At 70.0% G+C, this 26,311-nt stretch carries 15 protein-coding genes; 4 read left to right on the forward strand and 11 right to left on the reverse strand.

Going from position 1 to position 26,311, the window contains the following annotated elements; genetic code table 11:
- The first annotated feature begins 253 nt into the window (after positions 1-253).
- Positions 254-985, forward strand: a complete 732-nt coding sequence (locus tag AB0I89_RS19705; RefSeq protein WP_357128439.1) for a kinase — start codon at positions 254-256, stop codon at positions 983-985.
- 352 nt (positions 986-1,337) lie between these two features.
- Positions 1,338-4,412: a BTAD domain-containing putative transcriptional regulator gene (locus tag AB0I89_RS19710; protein WP_357128442.1), complete on the forward strand. Its 3,075-nt coding sequence runs from the start codon at positions 1,338-1,340 to the stop codon at positions 4,410-4,412.
- A 153-nt stretch (positions 4,413-4,565) separates the two neighbouring features.
- Here AB0I89_RS19710 and AB0I89_RS19715 read toward each other — a convergent pair whose 3' ends face one another.
- From AB0I89_RS19715 to AB0I89_RS19730, 4 genes are read right to left on the reverse strand one after another with little or no spacing between them, the layout of a single operon-like run.
- The gene (locus AB0I89_RS19715) at positions 4,566-5,627 is read right to left on the reverse strand and encodes a GntG family PLP-dependent aldolase (protein WP_281593044.1); all 1,062 of its coding nucleotides are present in this window, start codon (positions 5,625-5,627) and stop codon (positions 4,566-4,568) included.
- Complete coding sequence (locus tag AB0I89_RS19720) at positions 5,611-7,845, reverse strand: pyridoxal-phosphate dependent enzyme (protein ID WP_357128445.1); 2,235 nt, start codon at positions 7,843-7,845, stop codon at positions 5,611-5,613. Before AB0I89_RS19720 ends, AB0I89_RS19715 begins: the two co-directional genes overlap by 17 nt.
- A complete protein-coding gene (locus AB0I89_RS19725; protein WP_357128448.1) occupies positions 7,835-9,316 on the reverse strand; it encodes a lyase family protein in 1,482 nt (493 codons plus the stop codon). Before AB0I89_RS19725 ends, AB0I89_RS19720 begins: the two co-directional genes overlap by 11 nt.
- Positions 9,313-10,542, reverse strand: coding sequence for a Zn-dependent hydrolase (locus AB0I89_RS19730; RefSeq protein WP_357128451.1), 1,230 nt, complete (start codon positions 10,540-10,542; stop codon positions 9,313-9,315). Before AB0I89_RS19730 ends, AB0I89_RS19725 begins: the two co-directional genes overlap by 4 nt.
- A gap of 550 nt (positions 10,543-11,092) precedes the next feature.
- On the opposite strand from AB0I89_RS19730, the gene AB0I89_RS19735 reads away from it, so the two are divergent.
- On the forward strand, positions 11,093-11,569 hold the full coding sequence (locus AB0I89_RS19735) for a hypothetical protein (RefSeq protein ID WP_141714744.1): 477 nt from the start codon (positions 11,093-11,095) through the stop codon (positions 11,567-11,569).
- A 69-nt stretch (positions 11,570-11,638) separates the two neighbouring features.
- Here AB0I89_RS19735 and AB0I89_RS19740 read toward each other — a convergent pair whose 3' ends face one another.
- Genes AB0I89_RS19740 through AB0I89_RS19770 form a run of 7 tightly spaced genes read right to left on the reverse strand, consistent with a single transcriptional unit; the run spans position 11,639 to position 18,533 of the window.
- Positions 11,639-11,890, reverse strand: coding sequence for a phosphopantetheine-binding protein (locus tag AB0I89_RS19740; protein ID WP_357128455.1), 252 nt, complete (start codon positions 11,888-11,890; stop codon positions 11,639-11,641).
- 1 nt (position 11,891) lies between these two features.
- Positions 11,892-12,773: a 3-hydroxyacyl-CoA dehydrogenase NAD-binding domain-containing protein gene (locus tag AB0I89_RS19745; protein WP_357128458.1), complete on the reverse strand. Its 882-nt coding sequence runs from the start codon at positions 12,771-12,773 to the stop codon at positions 11,892-11,894.
- A 27-nt stretch (positions 12,774-12,800) separates the two neighbouring features.
- Positions 12,801-14,000, reverse strand: coding sequence for a hypothetical protein (locus AB0I89_RS19750; RefSeq protein WP_091606468.1), 1,200 nt, complete (start codon positions 13,998-14,000; stop codon positions 12,801-12,803).
- A 40-nt stretch (positions 14,001-14,040) separates the two neighbouring features.
- Positions 14,041-15,195 carry an acyl-CoA dehydrogenase family protein gene (locus tag AB0I89_RS19755; RefSeq protein ID WP_357128461.1) on the reverse strand — a complete coding sequence of 385 codons (1,155 nt, stop codon included), beginning with the start codon at positions 15,193-15,195 and terminating at the stop codon, positions 14,041-14,043.
- Positions 15,180-16,463 carry an acyltransferase domain-containing protein gene (locus tag AB0I89_RS19760; protein WP_357128464.1) on the reverse strand — a complete coding sequence of 428 codons (1,284 nt, stop codon included), beginning with the start codon at positions 16,461-16,463 and terminating at the stop codon, positions 15,180-15,182. Before AB0I89_RS19760 ends, AB0I89_RS19755 begins: the two co-directional genes overlap by 16 nt.
- Before the next feature lie 29 nt (positions 16,464-16,492).
- Positions 16,493-16,687 carry an MbtH family NRPS accessory protein gene (locus tag AB0I89_RS19765; RefSeq protein WP_091606459.1) on the reverse strand — a complete coding sequence of 65 codons (195 nt, stop codon included), beginning with the start codon at positions 16,685-16,687 and terminating at the stop codon, positions 16,493-16,495.
- Positions 16,688-16,703: 16 nt separating this feature from the next.
- Entirely contained in the window at positions 16,704-18,533 is a 1,830-nt protein-coding gene (locus tag AB0I89_RS19770) for a non-ribosomal peptide synthetase (RefSeq protein WP_357128468.1), read from the reverse strand.
- Positions 18,534-18,661: 128 nt separating this feature from the next.
- Between AB0I89_RS19770 and AB0I89_RS19775 the strand changes: the two genes are divergently transcribed.
- Positions 18,662-26,308 carry an amino acid adenylation domain-containing protein gene (locus AB0I89_RS19775; protein WP_357128471.1) on the forward strand — a complete coding sequence of 2,549 codons (7,647 nt, stop codon included), beginning with the start codon at positions 18,662-18,664 and terminating at the stop codon, positions 26,306-26,308.
- Positions 26,309-26,311 lie beyond the last annotated feature (3 nt).

Genomic DNA, 26,311 nt, shown 5'->3' on the forward strand with positions numbered 1-26,311 from the left:
CGCCGACCAAGGGAGAAAAATGATCATCGCATCGGGATCGGCCCGCGCCGCGTTCGATGGCCGGCCGGTGCAGGTCGGCCGTGGCTGGGCCTATGGCACCTTCGGTGAGCTGCTTCAGGGCGTGTTGCCGGAACCGGGTACGGATTTCCTGGTAACGCTGCCGATCAGGCGGGGATGTTCGGCGTACTTCGAGTTACACCCAGGCGCATCGAGGGTCGAAGTCGCACCACGGAGCAAGACGAAATCACGGGCAGTGGCCGAGGCCATGCTGCGCCGGTACGGCGTGTGGGGCGGTGGTCGGCTCACCCTCGACGGCGATCTCACCGAGGGCAAGGGCCAGGCGAGTTCCTCGGCCGATCTGGTGGCCACCGTGCGGGCGGTGAGCGAGGCGATCGGGGTGACGCTCACCCCGGCCGACATCGAGTCACTGCTGCGCCCGATCGAGCCCACCGACGGGGTGATGTATCCCGGTGTGGTGGCCTTCCTGCACCGGCAGGTCCGGCTGCAAGCGATGCTGGGTCATTTGCCGGCAACGACGATCGTGGGCGTGGACGAGGGTGGCCAGGTCGACACGGTCGACTTCAACCGCATTCCCAAACCGTTCGGCCGCGCCGAGCGGCGGGAGTACCGCAGCCTGCTCGATGAGATCACGGTGGCGATCGGCAAGGGGGATCTCGCGACGGTCGGCGCCGTGGCCACCCGGAGCGCGCTGCTCAACCAGCGGCTTCGTCCCAAGTCGATGCTCGGCGACCTGGTGGCCCTCTCGGCCGCGACGGGCGCCCTCGGGGTGGTCGCCGCGCACAGCGGAACGATCCTCGGCCTGTTGCTCGCCGACGACGACCCCGACTACCCGGACAAGCTCGCCCGGGTACGGTACGGCTGCCGCGCCCTGGCCGGCCGGGCCTGGGTCGACCGATCCATGCCGACGATGCCGCAGTCGACCGATCTTCCCACCGGGTCCCGCTCTGGGCCGGGAGCCCGTTGACGGTTCGCCGGTCGGTCCGCCGCCCGATGTCGTCCGGTCAGGTCGGTGATCGCTATGGGTCTACTCAGCCTCCCCGGTTTCTGGAAAGCGAATCTTCGGGTCGGCATACCGGCCGCTCAAAATACATAACGCCGCCGCGTAGTCAGGGCTCATATTCGGACCGAGAGTGATCGCTGGTCCTACACAGCGGATTGTTGAACGCTCGACGGCCCCGCTCCGAGCTGTTACGCTCACGATTCGGACAGTGATCAACGGCAATGCCCTTGCCCATCGCCAGGGGTGCGAGGGCGATTTCGCCGCGCGTCGCAAGGTGTAACAGACGGAGCCGAGACCACGGGGGACTGCGGCTGTGATGAACTTCGAGATCCTCGGCACGCTGGGGGTGAAAGGCCCGACAGGCACAGCCACCATCCGAGCGGCGCGGCAGCGCATCGTCCTGGTGATGCTGCTGCTCGAGGCGGGCCGGGTCGTCCCGGTCGACCGGCTGTCCACAGCCATCTGGGACGACGCCCCACCGCAGACCGCGCGAGGACAGATCCAGATCTGCGTCTCCGCGCTGCGGCGGGCGCTCGCCGACGTCGGCCTGCCGGACCGGCTGGAGACCTGCGCTCCGGGCTACCTGATCCACGCCGGGCCCGACGAGGTCGACCTGCTCGTCTTCGAGCGGCTCGTGGCAGAGGGCCGACAGAGCGCCGAGGAGCAGCGGCTCGATGAGGCGATCGGCCGCTACGAACGCGCGTTGAAGCTCTGGCGGGGCGACGCGCTGGCCGGGGTGGAGAGCCGGCTGGTGGCAGCTGCCGGCGCTCGCCTGGAAGAGATGCGGTTGCGGGCGGTCGAGGAGTTCATGGACCTGAGACTGCGCCAGAGCGGCCACCAGGAGATGATCGCCGAACTCGCCGACCTGGTGGCGTCCAACCCGCTGCGCGAACACCTGCGGGCGCAATTGATGCTCGCGCTGTTTCGCAGCGGTCGCCAGGGGGAGGCCCTGGCCTGCTACCGCGACGGTCGCCAGACACTCGTCGACGAGCTGGGCATCGAGCCGAGCGCCGAGCTGCGCGAGGTCGAACGTGCGGTCCTGGGCGGTGAAACCGACTATGAGCTGGATCCGAGGGCCGCGACCCAGCCTGCCGACGTCACGCCGGCCGACTACCGCCCGGCCCGGCTGCTCCCGCCCGACATCGGTGACTACACGGGCAACCGGCCGTTGCTCGACCGGCTCCAGGAGATAGTCACCGCGGAACCGGATGACGGGAACGCGGCGCCCCGGATCATCTCGGTCTCCGGCACCGGCGGTGTCGGCAAGTCCGCCCTGGCGATCCGGGTGGCACACGCGACGAAGGACTTCTTTCCCGACGGGCAGCTCTACGCCCGGCTCAACGGCAACAACACCCCGCTGGGCGCCGCCCAGGTCCTGGAGCGGTTCCTGCGTGCCCTCGGCGTACCGCACGTGATGATCCCCGGCGGCATCGAGGAGCGTGCCGAGACATTGCGAGCCCTGCTCTCCGGGCGGCGCGTGCTCATGGTTCTCGACGAGGTCGCGGACGAGGAGCAGGTCCGCATGCTGGTGCCCAACTCCGCCCCCAGCGTGGTCATCCTGACCAGCCGCCGCCGGCTCACCGCCTTGCCGGCGGCTCACCACGTGGAATGTCCCTTGCTCGAACCCAGCGACTCGGTCGAGTTGCTGGCACAGATCGCGGGGCCCGGTCGGATCTATGCCGAGCCGACCCAGGCGCTGCGACTGAGCAGTATGTGCGGCCACCTGCCGCTGGCGCTGCGCGCGGCAGGCGGGCGACTCCTCATCCGGCCCCACTGGACAGTGGCTCGGATGGCCGAGCGATTCGCCGACACGAGCCGGCGCCTCGACGAACTGTCGCATGGCGAACAGAGCCTCCGGGCCAACATCGCTCCCAGCTACGAGTGGCTCAGCGACCCGGCACGCCGACTGCTTCGGCTGCTCGGCGTGCTGGAGGCACGCGATTTCCCGGAATGGATCTGCGCACCCCTGCTCGGCTCGGACGACGACGCAGGTGCGGAGGCGCTCAGCGAGCTGGTGACGGCGCAGCTGCTGGAGGTCGAGACCCCGGTCGGCGGCCGAGCCCGGTTCCGGATGCACGGCCTGATCCGGATCTTCGCCGCAGAACGCCACGACGCGGAGGACCGAGCCGAGGATGGGGCCGAGGCGCTGCGCCGGGCTCTGGGCGCGTGGCTGTATGTCGCGGAAAAGGCCCACCGCAGCGAGTACGGAGGCGACCACACCGTCCTGCACAGTGACGCGGTTCGCTGGAAGGTCGATGAGACTCTCTGCGAAGAACTACTGGCCGACCCGCTCGAATGGTTCGCGGTCGAGAAGGATGCCCTGGTGGCGATGGTCGGTCAGGCCGCTGACCTCGGCGCCGACGACCTCTGCTGGGACCTCGCGGTGACGCTGGTGACCATTTTCGAGGTGCGGTCGGAATTCGTCGAGTGGCGGGCCACGCACGACAGCGCGCTCGCCGCGGTGCGGCGATCGGGCAACAAGTACGGCGAGGCCGCGGTCCTCTACTCCATGGGCGCCCTGGCTGCCGCGGAGTACCGCCTGGACGACGCGGCCCGGTTGTCCCGTGCCGCCGACGAGCTCTTCGTCGACCAACGGGTGCTGTACGGCCGGGCGCTCGTCCTGCGCAACCTGGCCTTCATCGATCGGGCGCAAGGCCGCCACGAGGAGGCCCGGCGCAAGTACGAGCAGGCGCGTGAGTGGTTCAGGTTCGCCGGTGACGTGATCGGGGAGGCCCACGTCTTGTCCGGGTTGGCCCAGCTGGCCGTCATCGCCCACGACCGGCGTGCTGCGCTCGGGCATCTCACCGAGGCGATCCGGCTCACCGAGGGACGGAGCCGCCGGATGGAGGCACAGTTGCGGTACCGCCTCGGCGAGGTGGCCCTGAAGGGTGACGACATCGGCACCGCGCTCGACTGCTTTCACGATGTCCTGGAGATCGTCGTCGAGTACGGCGACCGGATCGGCGAGGCCTACGCGCGCTACGGCCAGGGCCTGGCGCAGACCGCGGCCGGCGATGCGGATCGTGCCGTCGGCACGCTGCGCCAGGCGGGCAAGGTCGCCGCGGAGAGCGGCGACCGGATGGTGAGTGCCCGCATCCAGCTCGCCTGGGCAGAGGCCGAGTACGCGATCGGTTCGCGGGACATGGCCGCGCGCCTGGCCGGCGCCGCGCTGCAGAGCTTCCGTCAGTTGGGCGACCAGGTGTGGCAGGCCCGAGGTTTGCGCCTGCTCGGCGACACCATCGCGGACACCGCGACGGCGATGGCGGCCTGGCGGGAGGCGCTGACCATACTCGGTAAGGTCGATTCACAAGATGCCCGTGACCTCGCCGAGGAACTGGTACGCAGGCTCACCTCGGCCTCCTTGGCGTTCCAGGTCGGCGAGGCCTCCTGAGCGGTCCGGCGGGGCCGGGCAGATCTGCGGTCACCCCCAGTTGGTGTCAGTGCGGCCCGGGGCGGTGGCGTGGTGCGAGCGGGCCGGGGTGTTCGGGATCGAGTACATGGTCGTCACTCCTCGACGGGTGGGGCGGTGTGATCGCACGACTGTCTACCGTGGGCTCCCGGCGCCGTTCAGCCTCGGCTCGGAATGGGTGATCACCTTGGCGAGGCGGCTCACCGCCTCGTGCACGTCACCGGTGGTGACGCCGCAGTGGATGACCGCGCGGATCCGGCCGTGCCCGAAGGTGTTGACGGCGACGCCGGCACTGGCGGCCATCCGCACGACCTCTTCCGGGTCCCGTCCCGCGACCCGGAAAAGAATGCTGTTGGTCTGTGGTGGGTCCAGCGTGACACCCGGGATCGCGGCCAGCCCCTCGGCCATCAGCCGCGCGTGGGCGTGGTCCGTGCTCAGGCGCTCGGCCGCCTCGTCGATCGCCAGGATGCCGGCAGCGGCGATCACGCCCGCCTGTCGCATTCCGCCGCCGAGCATCTTGCGGATCCGGCGGACCCGCAGCAGCGTGGCCTCGTCGCCGGCCACCATTGAACCGATGGGTGCGGCGAGCCCCTTGGACAGGCAGAACTGCACCGTGTCGGCGTGCTGGGCCAGCTCGGCCGGCGGTACGCCGCGCGCCACCGCGGCATTGAAGATCCGGGCACCGTCCAGGTGCACCGCGACGCCGCGGGTCCGGGCCAGCGCGGCGACCTCGGCCGCGTACCCGTCCGGTAGCACCACCCCGCCGCAGCGATTCTGCGTGTTCTCCAGACAGATGACCGCCGCCGGGGCGAACTGTGGATCCTCGTCGTCCTCCGGGAACGCCGCGGCGATCGAGGCCAGTGGCAGAGTGCCGTCGGGAAGGTTGCGGATCGGCTCGTAGGAGATGCCACCGCATACCGTCGCGCCGGCCGCCTCGTACAGATAGATATCGGATTCCGACCCGACGATCGCCTTGGCCCCGCGCGGGGCGTGAGCCATCAGCGCAGCCAGATTGGCCATCGTCCCGCTCGGCATCAAACAGGCGGCTGCCTTGCCGAGGCGGTCGGCGGCCAGTCGCTCCAGTCGCAGCACGGTGGGGTCCTCGCCGTAGACGTCGTCACCGAGCGGGGCGGTGGCCATCGCCGAGCGCATCGCGGCAGAGGGCAGCGTGAAGGTGTCACTACGCAGTTCGATCATGGTTGACCTCGATTCGCAGATATCCGAGTGCGGCGTCCAGCGCCTTGCTGACCTCGTGGCCGGAGCTGCCCACCGCAATGACGTGCCCGAGCCGGTCATAGGCGTTACGCGGCGGACGAACGGCGGTCCCGGGTGCGGCCGTCACCGCCACGTCGACCACGCCCGGCGTCCGGCGGGCCGCAGTAGTGCCCTCGACGGCGGTGAGCCGGCCGGTGCGACCGGCGGTGAGGAACGCGATCCCGGCGGTGCGGTCCCGTGCCGGACTGAGCTGGACCGGGAGCCGGCACGCCGCGCGCAGGTGTTGCTCGACGATGTCCACCCCGGTGGCCAGCCGCACGAGCTCGGGGATCATGCCGCCGGCGGGGCGCGCGTTGATCTCGACGATGGACGGGCCTGCCGAGCCGAGCCGTACCTCGGTGTGCGTCGCGCCTTCCCGGATACCCGCCGCGGACAGGGCACGGGTGACCAAGGTCAGCACCTCGGCGTGCAGGGCCGGCGGAAGAGCCGCGGGGAAGACGTGCCGTGCCTCGACGAAGTGCGGCGGTGCGAGCGTGGACTTCGCCGTGACGCCGAGACAGGTGACCGTGGCGTCGTGGCTGAACATCTCCACCGACACCTCCGGCCCCGCCACGTACTCCTCGATCAGTGCCAGCCTGGCGGTCGCCTGGCCGCGCACGTTCGTGGTGACCGCCAGGATGCACTCGACCTGGTCCGCCGTCTCGGCGAGGTCGTGGCAGAGCCGGACGTTGTTCGAGCCGGAGTCGTCGATCGGCTTCACCACGCACGGCAGGCCGGTCACGGCGATCGCGGCCGGGATCTCGTCGGTGGCGGCGACCACGGCGTACCCGGGCTGGCGCACCTCGGCCGCGCTCAGCATCCGCCGTGTCGCCGCCTTGTCGCGGCACACGGCGATCGCCTCCGGCGGGTTGCCCGGCAGGTCGAACGAGGCGGTCAGCTCGCTGACCTGCGGCAGGTAGAAGTCGCTGGTGGTCGCGATGCCGGCGGGCGACGAGAGGTTCGCCTTGATCGTCCGGGCCAGCTCCGCAGTGTCGTCGGTGTCGCAGACCACGGTGCGGACGCGGACGTCGGGCAGCCCGCGGTAACGCTGGGGCGAGCTGGTGAACAACACCGGCTCCACGTCGAGGCGGGCGGCCGTCCGAATGGCCGTCATGCCGGTGCCCGTGGTGTTCGCCTCGATGAAGCCGAGCTGACGGCGGTGGTTCCGCCCGAGTTCGGCGAACGACCAGGCGGTCACCACGGTGCCGTACGGAACCTGCACCGGGTGGCTACGAGGCTGCGTCTCCGGCCGGTGCCGATAGACCGACTCCACGTACCGGTCGCCGCGGTCGGGGAAGATGCCCACCAGCGTCGTCCCTTCGGCGGCCTGCCGGGCCAGGTGGGTGAGGACCCGGTACACCGAACCAGAAGTGTTGCCGGCGAAGATCTGCTGCTCCCGGGCCAGCGCCCGGGTCGCGGCGAACGCCTCGTCATCGGACAGCCAGTGCACCTCGTCGAGCACGGCGTAGTCGATGTTGTCCGGTTGCAGGCTGTTGCCCAGTCCGCTCTGCAGGCGCTCGGGACGGTCCGGTTGGGCGAACAGCATGCTGCCGACGGCGTCGACGCCGACGGAGGTCAGCTCCGGCCGGTCGGCGCGCAGCGCCGCCGTGGTCCCGCACAGCGAACCGCCGCTGCCCACCGCGCCGACGAGCACATCGAGGCCATCGATGTCCTCCAGGAGCTCGTCCGCCAGGGCGCGGTACGCCAGCGGGTTGTGCGGGTTGTGGTACTGCTGCGGCCAGAAGGCACCGGGCAGGTCGTCCATCAGGTGAGCGAGGCGTTCCAGCCGGGCACTCTGCCAGCCCGCTCCGGTCATCGCCTCGACGACGTGCACCGCGCAGCCCAGCGCCTCGAGCTTGGTCAGGGTGATCGGATCGATCCGGGGATCGGTGACGATGTGGACCGGATGACCGAGATGGTTGCCCACCAGCGCCAGCCCCAGCGCCATGGTGCCGGACGAGCTCTCCACGATCGGCGCGCCGTCGACCAGCGTGCCGGCCTCGCGTGCGCGCAGGACGACCTCCTTGGCCACCCGGTCCTTCATCGCCATCAGGTTCTGCATCTCGAGCTTGGCGTACGCCCGCACCCCGGGGGCTGCCGGAATCCGCAGCCGGACCAGCGGGGTATGTCCGATCGCCGCCGTCACCGAGTCAAACAACATGGTGTCCTCGCAGTTGGTCTTCCACGGCGTTCACCGCAGAGGTCGTCGCGGAGCGGCGGTGCCGTCCCCATGCCGCGTGCTCGTCGAGTTCGGCGCACTGGACGGCCAGGAGGCGACGTACCGCGTCCGGACCGGTTGATCCGTCGGACGTCCGTGACGCCAGGTCGGCGTCCACGTCGAACGCCTCGGTCAGCAGGTCCGTCGGCTCCGTCACCGGGTAGCCGGCGGCCAGCCTGCGCAACAGCGGCCCGTCGGGCTCGCCGGGGGAGCGGCCCGCGTCGACGGCCGCCGCGATGTACCGGCCGGCCACCACCTGCGCGTGCCGCCATGGCAGTCCCGCTCTCAGGGTGAGCAGATTGGCCAGCCGGAAGCCGCCGAGGTGGTCACCGGCGCACGCATCCCGCATCTGCTCGGGCCGGAAGCGGAGCTCGGCGAGCACGGTGCTGGTCAGCCGGAACACCGATCCAGCCTGGGCGAACAGCGCATTCAGGTGACTACCAGCCTCCTTGGAAACCTCGACCATGTTGGCGTACGGAGTCGCGCGCTGGACCATGGCCACATCGAGGTGCAGCGCCGTCAGGTGTGCGCTCCGGCCACGGATCCGTTCGAGCACCGGGAAGTTGCGCTTCTGCGGCATGGACGAGGAGATGCCCACCATCGAGTCCGGAAGGTCCACCAGGCGGTAGGCGCCGCTGGCCCACGCCATCAGGTCGGTGGCGAAGCGGCTGAGGACCACCCCGTAGGCGGACAGATCCCCGCTTACACGCAGCGCCCACCCACGGGAGGCCACCGCCATCAGGGCGTGCCGGGTCGGCCGATCGAAACCCAGGAGCGTCGCCATGCGGGGCAGGTCCCAGTCCAGCTGTTGACCGGCCATCGCACCGGCGCCGAGCGGGCACTCGTCGACCGCGTCGTAGGTCGCACGCATCTGCCGGATGGTCCGCAGCGACTCCTCGACCAGGGCGGCAAGGTAGAAGCCGGGCGTGACGACCTGAGCGGCCTGCAGGTGTGTGTATCCGGGCATCGGCAGGTCGACGCCGGCCGCCGCGCGGTCGGCGGCGGCCCGAGCCAGACCGACCAGACTCTCAATGAGCGCGGCGAGCTGCGATCGGCCGTACAGCAGTTGGGCGCAGGCCTGGAGATCGTTGCGGCTGCGGTCGACGTGCCATGCGGCCGGCACAGGTTCCGGTCCGCCCTGGACGTACCGTTCGATGGCGAACGCGAGGTCGGACATGTTGCCCTCCGGATCGGCGGTGATCTGTTCCGGGGTCAGCTCGTTCAGCCGAGAGACCAGCGCGGCCGACTGGGTGTCGTCGATCAACCCCATTCGCCGGTACTCCAGCAACAGGACCTTTTCGATCAGCACGTACCAGGGCAGGAGCGTGCGGGCTTCCTTCTCGAACTGCGGGCGCAGGATCTCTTCGTGCAGGACGTCGGCCGGGGGAGCGTCGACACGCCCGGTGAACCTCACCGGTCCGCCCCCTCCAACAGGCGACGCACCGTGGTCAGGAGTACGTCCGCCCCGGCCAGCAGATGTTCCGGCTCGGTGTGCTCACGGGGGGAGTGGCTGATCCCGTCCCGACTGGGTACGAAGATCATTCCGACCGGGCCCGCCGCAGCGACGATCTGCGCGTCGTGACCGGCGCCGCTGTGCATCGTCAGCACGGGAAGTCCGTGCTCGGCCGCGGCGTCGGTGATCGCGGCGCTGAGCCGGTGGTCGGTGCGGACGGGAGCGGCGCGCATGCGGACGTCCACCCGCGCGTCGATGCCGGGTCCCAGCGCGGCCACCGCCGCCAGGACGGCGCGTTCGGCGTTCGCCAGCCGATCGAGTGAGCCGTCCCGGATCTCCACGGTCAAGGTGACGGCGCCCGGGATCACGTTGGTCACGTTCGGCCGGACATCGAAACGGCCCACCGTCGAGACGGCGCAGAGCCGGCGCACCCGGGCGATGTCCTCGATGGCGAGCGTCAGGCGGGCACCGGCTACGAGCGCGTCGTGCCGATCGTCCATCGGGGTGGTTCCGGCATGATTCTGCTCGCCGGTGACCGTGATCTCGAAGATGTGGCGCCCGGTGATCGCCTCGACCAATCCGAGCGGGACACCGGCCCGTTGCAGCACCGGGCCCTGTTCGATGTGCAGCTCGAGGAAGCCGCCGAGCCGGCCGGTCGGCCACACGGCCGAGGACAGGGCGTCGATATCGCCCCCGGCAGCCCGCAAGGCGTCGCGCAGGGGAAGCCCGGCGCTGTCCACCAGACGCTCGGCATGTTCGATGGGACCGACCATCGCCTTCGATCCGAAGAAGGGGTACCCGAACTCGGCGCCCTCCTCGTTGGCGAAGGCGACCGCCACCGGCTCGTACGCAAAGGAGCCGTCTCGTTCGTCCAGCCGTGCCAAGGTCTCCAGGGCGGCCACGACGCCGTATGCCCCGTCGAGCCGGCCGCCGTGCACCACGCTGTCGAGATGCGATCCGAACAGCAGGACCGGCCGGTCCCGGTCCGCCTCCCGGCGTCCGATGAAGAGGTTCCCGGCCGCGTCGACGGTGGCGCGCAACCGGAGCATCCGCGAGCGCTCGCAGAGGTATCGCCGGGCGGCGTGATCCGCCTCGCTGAAGCCGGTCCGAGACACTCCGCCCAGCTCGTCCGCGCCGAATCGGGCCAGCTCCGCCAGGTGGGACAGGAACCGCCGACGGTCGATCATGGAAGCCGTCTGGTTGAGTTTCAGCACCGTGCACCTCCAGCCGCCTGGACTCCCTCGACCGCGGTCAGCGCGGAGGTGGTGTCGGGGCCGGCCAGGTGCGCGGACCACGCCACGAGATCCGTCAGCCCGGACCTGCCGCCACAGGTGATGCGGTGACCGCGTCCACCCGACCGGCGCCCGAATCGGTCGGCGGCGGCGGGCGCGCTGCGGTCCTGACTGCTGTTCGCGCCGCCGAGTACGCAGACCGACAACGGCGTTGGTGCTGCTGCCGCCATAGTGAACATGTCTATCCGCCGCCCTCTCGACAAGCCGGTTCACACCAGCCGGTGGGTGGTGCAGCACCGATACTCACTGCCGGGCCTATCGGCGTGCTGTCGGCTCGTGCCGTCATGAGGACGCGATCGCAGGCCGACGGTCGACCGAGGCGGAAGCCCGGCGAAAGCCATGGTTCGTACAACAGTCGTGACGGTCGTGGTGTCGGTGGGACGGCTTCAGCAGCGACCGCCGGCCACCGCGTCGGACCGCATCGCCGAGGGGGAGTGACCACCGTATGCGCTATCTGGAGCCGCCGGAGGTCGATCTATTCCTGCAGGATCTGCGGGACGGGCCGTCGCGGCGGTTCCGCCGGGTCGTCGTCCGCTATGCGTCCGACGGGATAAGTGTCGACAGTCTGGCGGCGGCCCAACAGCGATTGATCGACGACGTACCCGAACTGGCCGATCGGGTCCGTCGTGACCAGGGTGGCTGGCGCTACGAGCCGTGCCCCGTAGCGCCGGAGGTCTATGTGGAGACCCATCAGATCGACATCGAGGACGAGGCCGCCCGCACGCGGCTGAACCTCGAGCGTGACCGCCCGCTGGATCCGGTGATGGGCCCGCTCATCCGGATCAGTGTGCTGCGTTACCGCTCCGGTGACGCGCACCTGCTGCTGGCGCTGCACGAACTGGCCGCCCGGATGCGCTCGTCCAGGGCGGTGATGCGGTCGTTACTGGCAGTCGCCACCCCGGTTTCCCCGCCGGCTGGGTGACCTCACCGCCACAGACCAACTGGCCGGCTGCTCACGGGCAGCCGGCCAGTTCGTCGTGCGGGACGAGGGCTACAGCGGGGCGACCAGCCGATCACCGGCGTGGTCGACCACGAACTGGTCGATCGCGGCGATGGACCGGAAGTTGCGGATGTCGAGGTCGTCCCCGGCCACCGTGATGCCGAACGTCTGCTCCACGAACATGATGACCTGCACGGCGAAGAGGGAGTTCACGTAACCGTTGGCGAAGATGTCCTCGTCGTCGGCGATGCCGTCGGCCTGCCGCCGGACGAACGCACGGATCGCGTCCAGGTGGTTCTGCATGTCAGTTCCTTTCCGGAACGGTTGTGGGGTCCGTGGTGCGGTAGTCGAAGAGGCCCTGCCCGGTCTTGCGGCCCAGGTGACCGGCGTCGACGAGCTTCCGCAGCAGCAGGCTCGGGCGGTACTTGGGTTCGTTGAAGTTCTCCAGGAGGACGTCGAGCGAATAGAGCACGGTGTCCAGGCCGATGAGGTCGGCGGTGGCCAGTGGTCCCATGCGGTGCCCGAAGCACTGGACGAAGAGCCGGTCGATCTCGGCCGCCGGTGCCACGCCTTCCTGCAACAGGCAGATGGCCTCGTTGACCATCAGCATCATGGCGCGATTCGTGACGAAGCCGGGCGAGTCCTCGACCACCGCAGTGTCCTTGCCGAGCCGGGAGATCAGGTCACGGGTGAAGACGATGGTCTCGGGCGAGGTGTGGAAACCGCGGATGACCTCGACCAGCGGCTTGAGCGGCACCGGATTCATGAAGTGGGTGCCGACGACCCGGTCGGCCCGCTCGGTCAGCCCGGCGATGCGGGTGATCGGGATCGCGGACGTGTTGACCCCGAAGACCGCGGCGGGCTTGCACATCTCGTCCAGCTCTCGGTACACCCGCTGCTTGAGCGAAAAGTTCTCGGTGATGTTCTCGACCACGAAGTCGGCGTCGGCCACGTCAGCGAGCTCGGTGCTGAACGTGATCGCCGCCAGCGTTGCGCCCGGTGTGCTCTCCGGCGTACCACCGACCATGCCGAAGAGCCGCACGTTACGCGCTATCTCTTCGGCCGCTCGGTCGAGAGCGGGTTTGCCGATGTCCACCAGGGTCACGTGGTGGCCGCCGGCGGCGAAGGCGTGCGAGACGCCGATCCCCATGGTTCCCGCCCCGATGACGGCGATGTTCTCTAGCACGGGTAATCCCCTGTCAGTTGTCATGACTTATCGGCCGTCAGGCGCGGCGAGCAACTCGGCGACCCGGGCGGGCCAGCCGGCCGGGTCGAGTCCGTGCTGACACACGACGGCATAGGCCAGCCGCTCCAGGCCGAATCCGGCACACGCGGAGTGCGCGACCTCCCCGTCGGACATGTGGATGCCGAAGGCCGATCCGAAGGTGCGCTCGTGGAGGTTGAACGACCCGACCGCGATGTCCCGGCTGCCGCCGACGTCGAGCCGCAGCTCGTACTTGAGCTCGAGCAGACGCTGCGAGGTGGCGCGGGCGGCCACGTCGAGATCGCCGAAGAACGGATCGCTCGCCACCTCGCACCGGCCGCTGAGGCCGAGATCCTCGGTGAGACCCAGAATGCGGTCGAGGAGGCGCTGCCGGCCGGCTGTCACATGGTCGCGGTCGCCCAGGAAGACGATCTCCCGGATGGTGAAGTCCCAGAGCCGCTCCAGACCGCTGTGGTACTTCTCCTCGTGGCGGAACGACTTGCCGCGGGCGGTCACCACGCCGGCGTCCTCCGGCAGCGTTCCGTCGGCGTGCTGGTGGAAGGTGTGATAGCACATGGTCGGAGGGAGGCAGTAGTCCACGCCGGCGCACCGGTCGAGCACATCGGGCACCATCGCTCCGCCGGTGCTGGTGTCCGTCACGAAGTCGCGGTAGACGTCTCGATCGCTGTGCAGGCGGCTGACGAACATCAGGTACTGCGGGAAGGACGTCAGGTAGCCGCAGCGGTGCATCACGGATGCCGGGATCAGCGTCGGGTAACGCTGTTCGCGCGCGCGGAACTCGTCCACGACGATGTCGCGAATCGTGTCGTCGAGGGCGTCCATCAGGTGCAGCATCTGTGGGCCCAGCGCCACCTGGCCCTGGCCGGAAGGCGACGCCTCCCCGTCGGCCATGAGCCGGTCGAAGGTCCCGTCCGGGACGGGACGCTCGGCCGGGGAGGACCAGATGACCTTCGGTGGACGGGTCAGCTGGCTCAGGACATCGTCGTTCAGTACAGCGTTGACCTTGCGCCGGACCTGGTCGACGTCTCCCTGGTCGGCCACTGTCAGGTCGACGGCGGTGACCTCATCGCCGTTCCGGACGAAGCGGAAGTTGAGGATGTCAGCGGTGGCGAAGAAGATCCGGCGGCCGAACTCCTCGGCGGAAACAGACGACAGCGGCTGTTCCATGGCGATGGTGAGGGTGGTCAAGAGATGCCTCCTCGGGCATGACAGGTCGCGAGCCGGCTGTTCATGCGGGCAGGCCGATCAGCGAAGCGATGATGTTGCGCTGGATCTCCGAGGTGCCGCCGTAGACCGTGCCGGCCAGCGCGTCGCGTACTTCACGTTCGATCGGCTGGTCCTCGACATAGCCTCGGGCGCCATGGATCTGCAGGGCTGCCAGAGCGGAATCGACGAGACCTTCGCTGGCGTACAGCTTGAGCATCGCCGCCTCCAGCATCGCCATCCGGCCCTCCCGCTTGAGCCAGCCGACCTTGTACAGCAGCAGGCGGGCCAGCTCCAGACGGACTCGCATGTCAGCGATGGGATGTGAGACGCCCTGGAAAGCGGCGATCGGTCGGCCGAACTGCCGGCGCGCACTGGCATGCGCCACGGACCGCTCCATGACCCGCTGGAGGGCGCCGACCTGGGCGGCGAACATGAAGCCGCGCTCGTACTCCATCGCCGACGTGAAGAGCCGGTATCCGCCACCGGCAGCGCCGAGCAGGTAGTCCTCCGGGATCACGCAATCCTCGAACCTGACCTCGCCCATCGGGGTCCCGCGCAGACCGGCCTTACCGATCTCGCGGACGACCCGGACGCCCGGCGTCGACGCCGGGACGATGAAGGCCGACAGCCGCCCCTGCGGCGCCGCATCGGGTTCGGTAACGGCGAAGACCACGAACAGATCGGCCACCGGTGCGTTGCTGATGAAACACTTGGTTCCGGTGAGGAGGTACTGACCGTTCTCCTCGACGGCCCTGGTGGTCACCGACAGGGCGTCAGAGCCCACGTCCGGCTCGGTGAGCGCGTGTGCGCCGATCGTCGAGCCGTCGATCAGGCCCGGCAGGAACTGCTTGCGCTGCTGCGGGGTGCCGTGCTCAGCGATGTACACGGCGCAGGCCCAGACGTGGTTGTTGATCGCGAAGACCAGACCATTGTCGGCGCATCCGTAGGCGAGCGCCTCGAAGGCGACGACGCAGCTGAGTGGATCCAGTCCGGCGCCTCCGTACTCGGCCGGGAAGGGCCAGCCCAACACCCCGAACCGGGCACACTCGTCCCACCCCGCACGGTCGAACCGTGCCTCGCGGTCGTTCGCACCGGCCTGCTCGCCCAGGCTTGCCTGCGCGAATTCGATGATCTCGGTGCGCAGCCGGCGTTGGTCCTCGTTCAGCGCGAAGTCCATGATTTTCCCCTCTCGGCGTCCGCCGGCCCGGATCCGGCCGCGGTGGGTTCCCAGGCGCCGTTCGCCCAGGCGTGTGCCAGCACCCGGGCCATCGCGGCCACCTCGCCATGGTCGTTGCCGCGGCTGGTCAGGGTGGCGACGACCGGTGGTGTCCCCGGGCCGCGGGGACGCGCGGGGTGCTGGTTGGCGAGCGAGGTGAGCATCTGCCCGGCACCGACCTCGACCGCCAGCACGCGCGGCATCCCCCACATGCGCGCCAGGTTGCCGGCGAACTGGACCGGCTGGCAGAGGTGCCGGGCCCAGTAGCCGGGCGAGCAGGCTTCCTCGTCGGTCAGCCAGTCACCGGTGACGTTGGAGAGCACCGGGATGCTCGGCGGCGTGAGGGGAATGTTCTCCAGCAGACGCTCCAGCGGCCGGGCGACCGGATCCATCAGCGGGGAGTGGAAGGCGTGCCGGGCCGGCGCCGGAAGAGTGGCGACACCCGCAGAGGTCAGCCGTTCCGCCAGCCGGGCGACGGCCGAGGGCGTCCCTGACACCTGACACAGCCCGGCGCCGTTCACTGCGGCGAGCCACAGGTCGTCTCCGAGATGCTCGGCCAGGTCGCCCGGATCCAGCATCACGACCAGCATGGCGCCGGCCGGTACCTCCTCGATCAACGCCGCTCGGCGCGTGACCAGGGTCAGTGCGTCCCGGATGTCCAGCACTCCGGCCACGCAGGCCGCAACGTACTCCCCGATGCTGTATCCGACCAGCGCGGCGGGTCGGACGCCCCAATGCAGCAGGAGCCGCGCGAGGCAGTACTCCAGGGCGAAGACCAGCGGTTGCGCGAGGCTGGTCCGGCTGAGAGGACCGCCGGCATCCCGCTGGAGGAGCTCCCGCAGGGACCACCCGGTCGGGCCCGACTCGTCGGTGAGCAGCAGCTCGCGCAGATCCTGATCGAGAAGGGGGCGGAGCATCTCGCTGACCCGGTCGAGCTCGGCCCGATAAGCGGGTACGGCGTGATAAAGGTCGCGGCTGAGACCGGGACGCTGGTCGCCCACGCCGGGGAACATCAGCACCACCGAAGCAGGCGGGACGGGCCGGCCACGGGCGACGAGCCACGAATCCCCGCCGTCGAGCAGTTCGGTGCAATGTGCCGCATCGCGTCCGAGCGCCACGACACGATCCTCGTCCGGCACACCGGGTCGTCGCCGCAGGAGCCAGCCCTCGGCGGCCACGGTGCTGGGGCCCGTGGCTTCTGGCGATGGGATGTTCGTCGTGTCGGTCATTCGGGATTCCCCTTCGCGCGCCGGGTCGGTTATCCGTCCATGCTTCGGCGCAGCGACAGCGGGCGCATGTCCGACCACACCTCGTCGATGTGGCTGAGGCAGTCATCCTTGGTGCCGGTCGTGCCGTCGGGCTGCCAGCCGTCCGGAGGGGTCCGGTGCAGCGGCCAGATGGAGTACTGCTCCTCGTCGTTGATCACGACCTGGAACTGCTCCGTGGTGCTCATCTCGTTGTCCTTCCGGTCAGCTGCGCGCCATGCGCAGCACGTCCTCGTCACTCAGGGCGGCGACCTGGCGCTCGACCAGCTCCTCGATACGGGCGGCCACCGCCTCCACCGTCGGATGCTCGAAGAGCAGGTTCATCGGGATGTCGGTGCCGAAGGTGCGGATCATCTGGCTGGTGGTCCGGATGGCCAGCAGGGAGTGCCCGCCGAGAGCGAAGAAGTTGTCGGTGGCGCCTACCCGCGGGGCACCCAGCATGTCCTCCCAGATCCGGGCCACCACCTTTTCCGGTGGTGTCCGGGGGGCCACGTGCTCGTCCTGCTCGACCGCCGCAGGCGTCGGCAGTGCCTGCCGGTCGAGCTTGCCGCTGGGCAGTCGGGGCAGGTGGTCGAGCAGTTCGATGGCCGACGGCACGGCATATCCCGGAAGGGTCGCGGCGGCATGCTCGCGCAGCCGGGCGGCCGTCAGGCCAGGCTGGTCGACCACCAGGAACAACGCGATACGGGCGTCGCCGGACGGCCCGCGCCAGGTGGTCGCGGCGGCATCGGACACTCCGTCGCATCCCCGCATCACGGCCTCGATCTCGCCCAGCTCGATCCGTACCCCGCGGATCTTGACTTGCCGGTCCTGACGGTCGAGATAGTGGAGCCGGCCGGCACGGTCACGGCGGCCGCGGTCGCCGGTGCGGTACACCCGTTCGCCGGGCCGCCACGGATGAGGCAGGAAGGCTGCCGCCGTGCGCCCGGGCGCGTGGAGGTAACCGCGGGCCAGGCCGATTCCGCCGATGTAGAGGTCGCCCGCTTCGTCGTCCGGGACAGCCTGCATGCGGTCGTCGAGGACCAGGACCTCGTTGCGGTCGATCGGACGGCCGATGCTGACCGAGGCGACCGGCCCGGAGCGGTCCTCAGGCGTGCAGGTATGACAGGTCGAGTCGATCGAGACCTCGGTGGCGCCCCAGGTGTTGTCGAGGGTCACCGCGTCCCCGAAGCGGGCCAGGAACCGCTCGGCCAGCCGGGCGGGCAGCGCCTCGCCGCTGGACAGCACGCTGCGGAGTCGGTGCAACCGGTGGACATCGGCGTCGGTCAGCTCGTCGAGGACCAGCTCCAGCATCGACGGTACGAAGTTCAGGTGTACCGCCTCGTACCTGATCGCCGCGTCGATGATCGCGCGAGGGTCACGGTGCGCGCCCGGCGCCAGCATCGCGGTCCGGCCACCGGCGGCCAGTGGCCAGAACAGCTCCACCGCGGCGTCGTCGAAGGTCAACGTCGTCTTGTGCAGAACCGTCTCGGCGGGACTCAGCGGGTGGTGCCGCTGCATCCAGTCCATCCGGTTCGTCCAGCCCCGGTGCGTGCAGGCCACCCCCTTCGGGTGCCCCGTCGAGCCGGACGTGTAGTAGACGGCGCAGAGGCCGTCCGGGTGGACGTCCGGCAGTGCGGGTCCCGGGGTGGGCCCGGCGACGCTGAACGGCAGGACGACGGCGACCGACCGGAGCGCCTCGGCCGTGCTGGCGATCTCGCCGGGCCCGGCCAGACAGATCCGGGCCCGCGCGTCGGCGACCAGTTGCCGGGTCCTGGCCGGTGGGGTGCCGGGCTCGATCGGCAGGTAGGCCGCGCCGGCGCGGAGGATCCCGAGCAGCGCCGTCACCATGGCCGCCGACCGGTCCGGCACGATCGCCACCACGTCGTCCGTACGGGTTCCCCCGGCGACGAGGGCGCCGGCGATCCGATCCGCTCCCGAGACGAGGTCGCGGTAGGTGAGGGCGGTGTTCCCGTCGATCACGGCGATCGCATCCGGCGTCCGGTCACTCTGCGCCACGACGGCCGAGTGCAGGATGGCCCTTGGCTTGGTCATGCCGGCGACGTTGCCCGGTCGACCTATCGAGGCCCTGTTCGATCCCTGTCGGCGCCGGATGCCGCTCCGGTCCCGGGGGGATAGGGCGCCGATAGACCGTGGATAGCCGGCCTCGGGATGGTGCGGCCATGCGAGCGAACCCCCATGACACGGTCGACAGTCTGTTTCGAGCCCAGGTCGCGGCCACGCCGCAGGAACCGGCCATCACCGCGGACGGTGTGACGTTGTCGTACACGGACCTCGACGCACGGGCTTCGGCGGTCGCCGCGGCCCTGCGCCGGCGGGGGTTCGGGCCGGAGACCCCGATCGGTCTGTGCGCCGAGCGGAGTGTGGCGATGATGGCCGGCCTGCTGGGCATCATCCGGGCCGGCTGCGCGTACGTGCCGCTGGACCCGGACTATCCGGTCGACCGGCTGGCGTTCATGCTGACCGACACCGCGGCGCCGGTGGTCCTCACCCACGACGGTCTGATGAACGGTAACGGCGCCGGCGTACCGGTGCTCGACATCGACTCGCTTCCGCCGGGCGAGGCACCCCCGTCGCCCGCCGATCCGGACAACTTGGTCTACGTCATCTACACCTCGGGATCGACCGGCCGCCCGAAAGGGGTGCTGGTCCCCCACCGCGGGGTCGTCAACCGGCTGTTGTGGCACCAGCGCGTGCGACCCATCGGCCCCGGCACCACGATCCTGCAGAAGACACCGATCAGCTTCGACGTGTCCGCCTGGGAGTTGTTCTGGCCGCTGGTGAGCGGTGCCCGGTTGGTCCTTGCCCGGCCCGGCGGACACCGCGATCCGGCCTATCTGGCGCAGATCATCGCAGCCGAGAGAGTGGACATCGTCCATTTCGTACCGTCCATGCTCGCCCAGTTCGTCACCGAGCCCGCCGTGGCGAATCTCGACTGCGTCAGCGATGTCTTCTGCACCGGCGAGGCACTGCCGCCCGATCTGGCCGACCGGGCCGCCAAGCTGATGTCGGCGCAGGTGCACAACATGTACGGGCCGACCGAGACCTCGATCGAGGTGTCGGCGCACACCTGGCAGCCGGGCAGTGACGGGACGAGCGTTCCGATCGGTGACCCGATCGACAACGTGACCTGGTACGTGCTGGACGACAACTTCGAACCGGTGCCGGCCGGTACAGAGGGTGAGCTGTACATCGGCGGCGTCGCCGTCACCCGCGGGTATCACCGCCGGGCCGACCTGACCGCCGACCGGTTCCTGCCCGACCCGTTCGCGGGCGGCGGGCACCGGATGTACTGCACCGGTGACGTGGTCCGCGCGCTGCCGGGCGGGCAGTTGGACTATCTGGGTCGCGTCGATCACCAGGTGAAGATCAATGGAAACCGGATCGAGCTGGGGGAGATCTCCGCCGTACTGCGCGGTCACCCTGCGGTGGCCGATGCCGTCGTGGTGACGCACAGCGAGAACCAGCACACCCGCCTGGTGGCCTACGTCGTCGGTACGGGTGACCGTCCCCTGCCCGGTCGCGACGAGCTGGAGTCGTGGTTGTCCCGCGACCTCCCGGCCTACATGCTGCCGGCGATGTACCTGCCGCTGGCGCACATTCCGTTGACCACCAGCGGCAAGGTCGATCGGGCGGCCCTGCCCGTACCCATGCTGACCCGCGCCGACCTGCGATCGCCGTACTCACCCCCGGAGAACCCGACGCAGTGGACCCTGACCGCGGTCTGGAGCGAGGTGCTCGGCCTGGCCGAGCTCGGCATCGACGACGACTTCTTCGCACTGGGTGGCGACTCGATCTCCGCGCTGCAGATCATCGTCCGCACCCGGGATGCCGGGCTGCAGACGACTGCCGCGCAGATCCTCGGTCTGCGGACCGTCCGCCGGCTTGCCGACGAGGTCGTTCCGACCACGGGTGCCCCGGCGGTCGCCGGTCACGTCGAGGACCCGGCGCTGGCCGAGCTACGCAACCGCGCCGACATCGCCGACGCGTACCCGCTCACCTCGATGCAGGCCGGCATGCTCTTCCACAGCGAGCTGTCCGAGGACAGCGGGGACTATCACCAGCAGACGGTGATCGACGCCGTTGCGCCCGTCGACGACGAGGCGCTGACCGCGGCCCTCCAGGACCTGGTCGACACGCACCCGGTGCTGCGGAGCCGGGTCCAGCTCGAGGGGGTCGCCGACCCGACCCAGGTGGTGCTGCGGCGGTTCGCGCTTCCGGTCCGGAAGATCGACTGGCGAGACCGCCCGGACGCCGAACGCCCGGCTCTCTTCGCCGCGTTCCTCCGGGAGGACCGGTTAGCGTCGTTCGATCTCGTCTCGGCGCCACCTGTGCGCGCCACTCTCATCGACTTCGGAGCCCACACCCGGCTGGTCCTCAGCCACCATCACCTGATCCTGGACGCCTGGAGCCTCGCCACGCTGACCGAGCAACTCGGCGTCGCATACGCTGCTCGGCGTGCCGGGCGCCGCGCGGAGATCCACGGCGTGCCGTACCGGCGTCTCACCGACTGGCTCCGCGCTCAGGATCGCGGACCCACCGAGGACTTCTGGCGCGCGTACCTGGCCGGCCTGACCGAGCCGACGGCCTGGGAGGTGCACGGTTCGGGCCACGACACCGCCACGGACGGGACGATCGGCGAGGTCACCATGGACGTCGACGGCCCGCTGCTGGCCCGACTGCGTGCGGCCTCCCGGAACGCGGGGTTGACCGCCAGCACGCTGGCGCACGGGTTCTGGGCGCTGCTGCTGGTGGTCTACAGCGGACAGGACGAGGTGGTGTTCGGGTCGACGGTGGCGGGGCGACCGGCCGACCTGCCCGCGGTGGAGGACATGGTCGGCCTGTTCATCAACACCATTCCGGTACGTGCCTGCTACCACGGGAGCGACACCCTGGCCGGCTGGCTGAACGACCTGCAGACCGACCTGGTGCGGATGCGCGATCACGCGCACGCGGCGCTGCCGGACATCCAGGCGGTGAGCGACATGCCGAGGGGCACGCCGTTGTTCGACACCATCGTCATCGCCCAGAACCAGCCGGGCACCGGTCCGGCCGCGCACGCTGCGGGTCTGCGCCTGGCCGAGACGTACGAGCGCACCGGCTATCCGCTGATCCTGATGGTGGAGGAGCAGCCGGACCGGATCCGCTTCCTCCTTCGCCACCAGTTGCGCGCCGTGCAGCCCGAGACCGCGCGACGCATCGCCGACCACCTGCGTACGGTGGCCGAAGCGTTCGCCGAGGAACCCGGCCGGCTGCTCCGCGACACCTCCGTGCTGAGCCGGGCCGAACACGACCGTCTGCTGAGCATCAACGACACCGTGGTGCCCGGCCCCGACGATGCCACCATCCATGGCCTGTTCGAGGAACAGGTCCGCCGCACGCCGAACGCCGCTGCGCTGCTCTGGGGCGAAAAGACGATGACGTACCGGGAGCTGAACGCCAGGGCGAACCGGCTGGCCCGTCACCTGAAGGGCATCGGTGTCGGTCCGGAGAGCCTGGTCGGCGTGATCGTCGAGCGCAGCCCCGAGCTGCTGGTCACCCTGCTCGCGGTGCTGAAGGCGCAAGCCGCGTACGTGCCCCTGGCGCCGGACAACCCGGCCGCGCGGGTCCGCACCATCATGGCCGACGCCGGGCTGTCCCATGTGGTGTCCCAGGACCAGTACCAGACCTTGCTGACCGACCCACCTGGACAGGTATGCCTGCTCGACCGCGACGCCGAGCTGATAGCTGAGCAGGACGACACCGACCCGCCCGGGGCCCGGCACGCCGACCAGCTCGCCTACGTCATCTACACCTCGGGCTCGACGGGACGACCCAAGGGGGTGGCCTGCCACCATCGCGGCCTCGTCAACTACTTGCGGTTCTGCGCCGATCGGTACACGGGCGGGCGCGACGGCGGCACGGCTCTCTTCTCATCCGTCGGATTCGACATGATCGTGCCGAACCTCTACACCCCACTGCTGCTCGGCCGACCGGTCCGCCTGCTGCCGGAAGGGCTCGACCCGGCGCAACTGGCCGCGGAACTGGTGCGCGGTGGCCCGTACAGCTTCCTCAAGATGACCCCGGGTCACCTGGAGCTGCTCACCCAGCAACTCACCGCCGCGGAGGCGGCTGGACTGGCGGGGGTGCTCGCCGTCGGTGCGGACGCGTTTCCGTCTTCCGCGTTGCGCCGCTGGCGGAGCCTCGCTCCGGACAGTGACATCCTCAACGAGTACGGTCCGACCGAGGCGTCCGTGGCGAACTCGGTGTACACGCCGGTGGGTGATCCAGTCGATCGGGATCTGCTGCCGATCGGTAGTCCGATCCCGCACACGACGATGTACGTACTCGACCGAAATCTGGCCCCGGCGCCGGTCGGCGTGCCGGGGGAGATCTACATCGGCGGCGTCTGCCCGGCCCGGGGTTACCTGCACCAACCCGGCTTGACCGCGGAGCGTTTCCTGCCCGATCCCTACACCGGTCGCCCCGGCATGCGGATGTACCGCACCGGCGACCGGGGCTACCAGCTGCCCGACGGCAACGTGCAGTTCCAGCGCCGACTCGACGACCAGGTGAAGATCCGCGGGTACCGGGTCGAGACCGGCGAGATCGAACAGCATCTGGCCACCCATCCCGGCGTCGAGCGGGCGATCGTGTTGGCCCGGTCGGATCAGCAGAATCGCCGCCAGCTGGTCGCCTACGTCGTCGGTAGCGGTACCGGTACCGACGACGCAGGCGGCGTGCCCGGCGCGGGTGAACTGCGCGAGTTTCTCGGCCGGCTCCTGCCCGGCTACCTGATCCCTTCGCTGTTCGTGGCGATCGACGCGGTGCCGCTGGACGCCAACGGCAAGGTCGAGCGTCGGGCGTTGCCCGCCCCGGACCTCGTCGCGGAACCCGCCGACCGGGGATACGACGCCCCTCGCGACGAGGTGGAGGTGCGGGTCGCGGCCATCTGGGCCGCAGCACTGGGCCTCGATCGGGTCGGTGTCCACGACAACTACTTCGAACTCGGCGGCGACTCCATCCTGACGATCCAGATCATGGCCGCGGCCCGCGCGGAGGGCCTGGAGATCACGCCGAGGCTCATCTTCCGGTATCCGACGGTGGCCACCCTCGCGGCGCACACCGAGCCGGTGGCGACCGCCTCGGACGCGGCCGGGGCGGAGGCCGGCGACATCGGCGGCACCCTGCCACCGACGCCGATGCAAGCCTGGTTCCTGAATTGCGACCTGGCCGACGCACACCACTACAACCAGTCCGTCCTGCTGGAGACCGAGATCGAGGACCCGACGGTGATAGCCGAAGCGCTGCGCGCCGTCGTGAACAGGCACCCGGCGCTGCGGGCGCGCTTCACCCGGACCGATGCGGGCTGGCAGCAGCACATCGAGCCACCCGGGGATGCCGACCTGTTGATCCACGAGTCGATCGCCGACGACGAGGAACTCTCGGCCGTCGCGGACCGGGTGCAGGCAAGCCTCGATCTGACCCGCGGACCCTTGCTACGCGCAGCGCTCGTCACGCGCCGGGACCGGCCGGCCAACCTGATCGTCGTCGTCCATCACCTCGCGGTCGACACGGTGTCCTGGCGGTTCCTGGTCGAAGACCTGGCGGCTGCGTGTGACACCGACGGGCAGGACGCCGCCCTGCCGGCCACGGAGGTGCACCCCGGCGTGTGGGCCGCAGCGCTCAAGCGGCGCGCTGACGACCCGACGGTGCTGGCTCTGTGTGACCGGCTCACCGTGCCGACCGGGACCGCGCTGCCCGGCGACCCGGACGCGGGCTCCGACCTCGTCGGCGCCGCCAGCACCGTGCGCGCCGAGCTCGGCGTGAAGGACACCCGGCTGCTGCTGAGCGGCGCCCCCGCCGCCCGGCACGTGCAGGTCGAGGACGTGCTGCTGACCGCCCTCGCCCGGGCCCTGCGGGACTGGGCCGGTGGCTCGGTGCGGGTGGACGTCGAGCGGCACGGCCGCGACCATCCCCTGCCCGGCATCGACATCTCCCGTACGGTCGGCTGGTTCACCTCGGTGGTGCCGTTCGCACCGTCGATCGACGGCGATGACCTCGGCGCCGCACTCGACACCGTCAAGGAACATCTCCGCTCGATGCCCCACGGCGGCTTCGACCATGCCCTCCTGCGTCACCTCAGTACCAGCCCGCAGGCGGATCGGTTGCGCGCCGAGCAGGACGCCGAGGTGGTGTTCAACTATCACGGCCGGGTGACACCGCCGTCCGCCACCGGTCCGCTGCGCATGCTGGCACCGGTGTGCGGCGCCGACCGTGCACCCGGGCAGCGCCGTACCCATCCGATCGAGATCGAGGCCGAGATCCGCGAGGACCGGCTCCTGGTCGATTGGACCTACCCTCCGGAGCGGCTGGCGGAGTCGAGCGTGGTGACGGTGGCCGAGCGGTTCCTCGACCACGTCAACGAACTGGTGCGGTACTGCGTCGCACACCCCGGCGGGCACACTTCCTCCGACTTCCCGCTCGCCCGCCTGACCGACGACGAAGTCCGCCTCATCACCTCCGGGCCCGGAGTCGTCGAGGACGTCTATCCGCTCACCACCACCCAGGCCGGCATGCTGTTCCAGACTCTTCTGCGCCCGGACGAGGGCGTCTACATCGACCAGCAGAACCTCCGGCTGACCGGTGCGGTGGACCTGGCTCTGTTCGAGCGGGCCTGGCGCGAGGCCGCGGGCCGGCACGCAATCCTGCGGACCACCGTGGACTGGCAGAGCGGGCAGGAACCGGTTCAGGTCGTCTGGCGGGAACCGGAACTGTTCATCCGTACGGTGGACGATGCGGCCGGAGTCGCGGTCGCCGAGCGGAGTACGGGCATGACCCTCGACCGGGTGCTCTGGAAACTGGTGCTGAGCCGTTCGGAGGACGCCGTCACCGGCATCCTCACCTATCACCATCTGCTGCTCGACGGATGGAGTGTCGATCTGCTCCTGCGCGACGTGATGGCGGTCTACACGGCGTTGCTGGAGGGACGACCGGCCCGCCTGGAGCCCGCGACGGCCTTCCGGCAGTACGTCGGCTGGCTCGGGACGTTGGATGCCGTCGAATCGGGCCGGTACTGGGCCACCCAGCTGCACGACGTCACTGAGCCCACCCCGATGCCGGTTCCGGCACCGCAGGCGGAGCGCCGGGGGAGCGACTACGTGACGCTCAGCCTCACCGACGAGCAGACGCGGACCGTCCGGGCATACGCGCGCGGACACGGGCTCACCCTGGCCAGTGTGGCCACTGCCGCCTGGGCGACAGCGCTCGGTCACCTGACCGATCGCGACGACGTGCTCTTCGGCTGCACCGTCTCCGGGCGCACCGCCGCATTTCCGGGGGCCGACCGGGTCGTCGGGCCGATGCTCAACACGTTGCCCGTCCGGGTGCGCCTCGACGCCGGAATGGCGGTGCCCGCCTGGCTCGACGACGTCCAGGCGCAGATGGTGCGTATGCAGGAGCACGAGAACGCGCCCCTCAGCGAGGTCCAGGAGTGCACCGGGATCCCGCGCGGGGTGCCGCTGTTCCACAGCATCGTGGTGACCGAGACGCTGTCGCCGACGGTCTGCACCGGCCGGGCCACGCTCACCGTGGCCGGCGCAGTGGAGAGCACTGAGTATCCGCTGGTCGTCAACGTGGTTGACGCTGATCGGCTGCGGTTGGAGCTGCTCTACGACCGCCGCTGGTACGACGCCCCAGCCGCTGCGACCGTTGCGCACACCTTCCTCGAGGTGCTGCGCGCCCTGTGCGCCGGCGACGCCGAGACCCTCGGCGAGATCATGGTCGGGTCGATGCCCATGCCGATGTCCATCGCCAACGGGCAGGGGTGACCC

It is taken from the genome of Micromonospora sp. NPDC049801, assembly GCF_040656575.1.
In the GTDB taxonomy this organism is placed as follows: domain Bacteria; phylum Actinomycetota; class Actinomycetes; order Mycobacteriales; family Micromonosporaceae; genus Micromonospora.

Excerpts from the sequence above, each read along its gene's own strand:
- AB0I89_RS19755 (WP_357128461.1), bottom strand. The coding sequence starts at position 15,195 with ATGGACTTCGCGCTGAACGAGGACCAACGCCGGCTGCGCACCGAGATC.
- AB0I89_RS19765 (WP_091606459.1), bottom strand. The coding sequence starts at position 16,687 with ATGAGCACCACGGAGCAGTTCCAGGTCGTGATCAACGACGAGGAGCAG.
- AB0I89_RS19710 (WP_357128442.1), top strand. The coding sequence starts at position 1,338 with ATGAACTTCGAGATCCTCGGCACGCTGGGGGTGAAAGGCCCGACAGGC.
- AB0I89_RS19730 (WP_357128451.1), bottom strand. The coding sequence starts at position 10,542 with ATGATCGACCGTCGGCGGTTCCTGTCCCACCTGGCGGAGCTGGCCCGA.
- AB0I89_RS19770 (WP_357128468.1), bottom strand. The coding sequence starts at position 18,533 with ATGACCAAGCCAAGGGCCATCCTGCACTCGGCCGTCGTGGCGCAGAGT.
- AB0I89_RS19735 (WP_141714744.1), top strand. The coding sequence starts at position 11,093 with ATGCGCTATCTGGAGCCGCCGGAGGTCGATCTATTCCTGCAGGATCTG.
- AB0I89_RS19775 (WP_357128471.1), top strand. The coding sequence starts at position 18,662 with ATGCGAGCGAACCCCCATGACACGGTCGACAGTCTGTTTCGAGCCCAG.
- AB0I89_RS19720 (WP_357128445.1), bottom strand. The coding sequence starts at position 7,845 with ATGTTGTTTGACTCGGTGACGGCGGCGATCGGACATACCCCGCTGGTC.
- AB0I89_RS19715 (WP_281593044.1), bottom strand. The coding sequence starts at position 5,627 with ATGATCGAACTGCGTAGTGACACCTTCACGCTGCCCTCTGCCGCGATG.
- AB0I89_RS19740 (WP_357128455.1), bottom strand. The coding sequence starts at position 11,890 with ATGCAGAACCACCTGGACGCGATCCGTGCGTTCGTCCGGCGGCAGGCC.
- AB0I89_RS19760 (WP_357128464.1), bottom strand. The coding sequence starts at position 16,463 with ATGACCGACACGACGAACATCCCATCGCCAGAAGCCACGGGCCCCAGC.